Genomic DNA, 4,356 nt, shown 5'->3' on the forward strand with positions numbered 1-4,356 from the left:
AAGAGTGCATGCAGGCGATCGAGGACCGCGTCGTCCAGCCTGGCGACGTGATCGTCAGCCGCAACCAGGGCCTCAAGGGCGGCCCGGCGATGGGCGGCGGGGCCAGTCTTGTCCTGTTCGCGCTCGATGCCGCCGGCCTTGCCAAGACCACCGCCTTCGTCACCGACGGCCAGCTCTCTGGGTTGTGCCTCAAGGGGCTGACGGTGGCCGAAGTCCACCCCGAAGCGGCGACCGGCGGCCCGATCGGCAAGATCCGCGACGGCGACACGATCACCATCAGCGTCGCGGGCCGCAGCATCGACGTCGACGTGCCGGCCGACGAGCTTGCCCGCCGCAACGGCCCAGGCTGGAAAACCCCGGCGACCGGTTACCTCGACACCTTCCGCCACGACGTGCGCGACATGTCCACCGGCGGCGTGCTGGTGCCCCCGGCGGACTAGGCCGATGATGTTCGCCAAGCAGTTGCGCGAGCGCGTGATGCTGGGCGAGATCACCTGCAGCGTGCGCATCTGGCAGCGCCCGCACGTGAAAGTCGGCGGGCGCTATCGTCTCGGTCTGGGCGAGATCCGAGTGACCTCGGTGCGCGAGATCGAATGGGCAAAGATTACGCCGGAACTCGCGCGCCGTTCGGGATTCGACAGCGTCGCGGACCTGCTAACGGTGGCGAAGCACGGCCGCGGCGACAACGTCTACCTCGTGGAATTCGAATACCGCGAGCCGTCGGCGTAGGGGCGCCCGGCACCGCCGAGCGCCCCGAACCTAGCGCATCAGCGACAGCGCACGTCGTTGTTCTGTTCGATCGACCGCCCGAGCAGGGCGCCGAGCGCACCGCCGATCAGCGTCCCGGCGGCGCGGCTGTGGCCGCCGTCGATGACGTTGCCGAGAAGCGCACCGCCCGCTCCGCCGACGATCAGCCCGGTCGTGCCGTCGCTGCGCTTGCAGTAGTAACGGCCGTCGGACCCGCGATAGACTTCGTCCTGCGCGGTGAGGCGGCGTTCCTGGTAGCGCGGGTCGTCGCGGTAATAGCGCGAGGCGTCGTAGTCGGTCGCATAGGGGTCGCGGTCGCGGTCATTATAGCCATAGCCGCCGTTGTTGCGGCTCCAGCGGATGTTGCGGCTGAGGTCGTCAAGTCGCTGTTGCAGTACGCTGGCATCGCGGCGCAAGGCATTCAGCTGCAGCTGCGCCCGGCGCGCTTCCTGGCGGTCGAGGCTGCCGTCGGCGCGGCCGCGCTCGATCCGCTGCTGCAGCCAGTCGATCCGCTGCTGCAACCCGTCGGGAGCGCCCTGCCAGAAGCCGTTGTTGGCCACGGGACGTGAATAGTTGTTCGCGTATTGGGCGCTGGCGACGCCGGCGGTGCCAGCAAGCGCGAGCGCGGCGGCGATCAAGATAGGTTTGGTTTTCACGATAATTTCTCCTGTGCTCGAACGTTGAGGTCGAGTGGCGCGGGTCAACGGTTGGCAGGAGCGTTCGGTTTCCCGCCTCGATGGCGGACCGGTGCGCTCAGCCGGTGATACAGGGGCTTAACGGGCGGTGGGGGCAGAGCTCCGCCGGCCCAGGAACCGCGGTTCCTACTTCGGCGCTTGTGTGCCCGGTTCGTCTTCAGGCTTGGTGCAGATGATCTTCGACAGGTCGGCTCCCTGCCCCTCATGGCGAATACAGGTCGGCCGGTAGAGGTCCTTCACGAAGTAGGTATGCGAGAACTCTTCCTCGCGCGGATTCTCCGAACAGTCGTAGTCGAACTGGTGGCGCTTGTCGCTCGCCTTCCAGGTGCGCTCGACGCTGAACGGGGCGCTGTAGAACTCCGGATCGTCGAACGTGATGATTATGGAGATACGCTTGCCGTCGGGTGCCGGCGTGAACCGTTCGATCGTGTGCATGCGGGTGCTTGTCGGCAGGGCAAAGGCATCAAGCTCGAACTGGCCGTTATAGCCGATGGTGTCGACCACAAGTGTGTCGCCATCCCAGCGCCCGACCGAATCTCCGAGATAGCTCGGCGCGACATTCGCGGGATGCGTTGCGTTCAACCTTATGCGACGGTTCATCCGCGGCTCTTCGTAGAGCAGCGTGATCTCGTCGGCGGTCTGCAGGATGGCGATGGTGTTCATCGTCATCACCATCGCGTTGGCCGCGCCAGGGCGGCACGACGTCCAGCCGGTGTAGATGATCTGCCCGGACTTCATCTTGTCCTGGTAGCTGTCGACCATCGCCTGGGCCGCGGGCGTCAGCGGCGGGTTGTCGACCTTGAAGAAGAACCGCTCGGCTTCCCACAGGCCACCCAGGTCATGCGCGGCGGACTGGCCTTGCGCCGCCGCCGGACCGGCCGTGACAAAAGCCGCCGCTGCCGCGAGAGCCCAGCCCCGGTTCATGGCTTACCCTCGCTCGCCGGCATGATCGCGGGGCCGCCCGCTGCAATTCGGTCCGGGCAGACGTCGTCTTCCACCCGCGTACCTTTGGTACGGCTATAGGTCATCTCGGTTTCCCACGGCGCGCTGTAGATCTCGGGATCTATGATGCGAAAGCGGTCGTGCAGCCTGCCGTCGGGGGCAACGTGCAGGCGCTCTTCCAGCACCATGTCGTCCGAGTGCGGCAGACCCGAGGCATCGAGGATCGTGTCGCTGGTCAACCCGTTCGACACGATGACCAGGGTGTCGCCCTCCCAGTGCCCGACCGGATAGCCCATTGTTTGCGGAAGCAGGGGATCAGCCGGCTTGCCGCTCATGTCCACCGCGCGATGCCATCGGTACCAGCCATAGACGAACCCCACGAGGCGCTCGTTGACGATGATCTCGAACGGGGTCGGAATGAACATTATCCGCGGCATGCCGGGGCCGGCGCACCAGCGTGTGCGATCGAACTGCGGCTGCGCGGATCGCCGGTCGGCCAGGTTGGCCCGGTAGAGCATCGCACCTTCTTCGGTCAGCGGCGGTTCGCGTCCTTCCACGGTGAACACGTGATCGGGAAAGGAATCGCCGACCCAGGTTCCGGCGATCGGGCTGGCGGCGGACGCTGGGACCGGTGCGGCCAGCGCGAAAAGCGCTCCTACCAGCGGGATGGCGAAGGTGCGGAAGGACGCGACCATCGAAACCGCACTAACCCCCAATGCTGCCCGAGGGGCCGGTCTTCACCCTTGCCGCGACACCATCGAGGGTACGTCCATCGGCAAAGGTCAAGTGACGCAGCGTCCCGTACGTCGCGCCGCTCCGCGCGGGCGCAATGTCGAGCGTGACCTTGTCGCCGATCTTGACGCTGTTCTTGCGCCAGCCCATCGCCACGTTGATCGCCGGAGCGCCGATTTCAACGCCCCATTGGGCCAGTTTTCCGTCCTTCTGGGGTACCATTACCTGCACGTACGAGTGCGGGTTGGTCCACTGCACTTCCTTGATCGTGCCTTCGAGGATCACCGTCTTCGAGTAATCGAACTCAGCGGTCGAATGGTGCGCCATGCCTGACGATGCGATGACGCAGGTGAGCATCGCGCCGACAAAGCGGGCAGTTGCCAATCTGAACGTCACTGCCCTCTCCCCGGTTGCCAGAGACGATATTCTGTGGTGCGAGAATAACGCGTCTGGCGCACTTCGCCAATCCGTTCAATACAGGACGGACATTCGGGAGGCTGGCGCTAGCTGGCGGAAAAGTCGAACCGGGGAGAGTGATATGCCGAAGACAGGCCCGCGTGCGGCGCTTACCGCAGCAACGTTCGGCGCATTGATCTGCGCGATTCCGGCGAAAGCTGGGGAAGCGGACGACCGCGCCGCGATCGTCAACTTGATTATGCGCTACGGCGAAGTCCACGACTTCGGCACGCCCGAGGAGTACGCCGCGCAATTCACCGATGACGGTGAAATAGCCGTCGGGACCCAGGTCCTGGTGAAAGGTCATGACAAACTGGTCGCCCAGGCGGTGCGCGATCACGAGAAATACACGATCAACCTGCCCAACGGTCAGAAGACGTCCCTGATGCGCCATCTGATCACGAACGCCGTCGTCGAGCGCCTCGATGGCGACCACGGCGCCGGCACCAGTTATGTCACCACTTTCATCAGCGATGGCGAGCAAGGCCCCAAGGTGCTTAGCATCGGGCGCTACCTCGACACCTTGGAGCGCCGCGGTGGTGAATGGAAGATCGCCAGACGCACGATCGCGATGGATTTTGGCAACCCGGAGCTCGCGCGAAAGTATGGCTTCGGCAAATGAGCCCTCGCTGGCGGACTATTCTGCCGGAACCCTCTCCGCCTCGCCGCGCGCCTTTGCCACCGCGGCATCGTCGCTCAAGTGCGCCCCCTGCGAGCGCAGGATCGCACGGACCTCGTCCACATCCACCTCCCTCGGCTGCACACCGCGGTTGGCCGCCACCGC

Annotated in this window: 6 protein-coding genes and 1 pseudogene; 3 read left to right on the forward strand and 4 right to left on the reverse strand. The window is 65.3% G+C overall.

Annotated features, from left to right (window positions below):
* Positions 1 to 440, forward strand: a pseudogene (locus tag G7B69_RS16530) (dihydroxy-acid dehydratase); the annotation flags it as partial.
* A gap of 4 nt (positions 441 to 444) precedes the next feature.
* On the forward strand, positions 445 to 729 hold the full coding sequence (locus G7B69_RS16535; protein ID WP_166181266.1) for an ASCH domain-containing protein: 285 nt from the start codon (positions 445 to 447) through the stop codon (positions 727 to 729).
* A 38-nt stretch (positions 730 to 767) separates the two neighbouring features.
* Here G7B69_RS16535 and G7B69_RS16540 read toward each other — a convergent pair whose 3' ends face one another.
* The 4 genes from G7B69_RS16540 to G7B69_RS16555 all read right to left on the reverse strand — a co-directional run bounded on the left by G7B69_RS16540 (position 768) and on the right by G7B69_RS16555 (position 3,512).
* Positions 768 to 1,403, reverse strand: coding sequence for a glycine zipper 2TM domain-containing protein (locus G7B69_RS16540; protein WP_243415236.1), 636 nt, complete (start codon positions 1,401 to 1,403; stop codon positions 768 to 770).
* 165 nt (positions 1,404 to 1,568) lie between these two features.
* Positions 1,569 to 2,366, reverse strand: coding sequence for a hypothetical protein (locus G7B69_RS16545; protein WP_166181268.1), 798 nt, complete (start codon positions 2,364 to 2,366; stop codon positions 1,569 to 1,571).
* Positions 2,363 to 3,079: a hypothetical protein gene (locus tag G7B69_RS16550; RefSeq protein WP_166181270.1), complete on the reverse strand. Its 717-nt coding sequence runs from the start codon at positions 3,077 to 3,079 to the stop codon at positions 2,363 to 2,365. The genes G7B69_RS16545 and G7B69_RS16550 overlap by 4 nt, the downstream gene beginning before the upstream one ends.
* A 10-nt stretch (positions 3,080 to 3,089) precedes the next feature.
* A complete protein-coding gene (locus tag G7B69_RS16555) occupies positions 3,090 to 3,512 on the reverse strand; it encodes a DUF6152 family protein (RefSeq protein WP_166181272.1) in 423 nt (140 codons plus the stop codon).
* A gap of 142 nt (positions 3,513 to 3,654) precedes the next feature.
* Between G7B69_RS16555 and G7B69_RS16560 the strand changes: the two genes are divergently transcribed.
* Positions 3,655 to 4,194, forward strand: a complete 540-nt coding sequence (locus G7B69_RS16560) for a nuclear transport factor 2 family protein (RefSeq protein WP_166181273.1) — start codon at positions 3,655 to 3,657, stop codon at positions 4,192 to 4,194.
* The last annotated feature ends 162 nt before the right edge of the window (positions 4,195 to 4,356 follow it).

Source organism: Croceibacterium segetis, assembly GCF_011320115.1.
In the GTDB taxonomy this organism is placed as follows: domain Bacteria; phylum Pseudomonadota; class Alphaproteobacteria; order Sphingomonadales; family Sphingomonadaceae; genus Croceibacterium_B; species Croceibacterium_B segetis.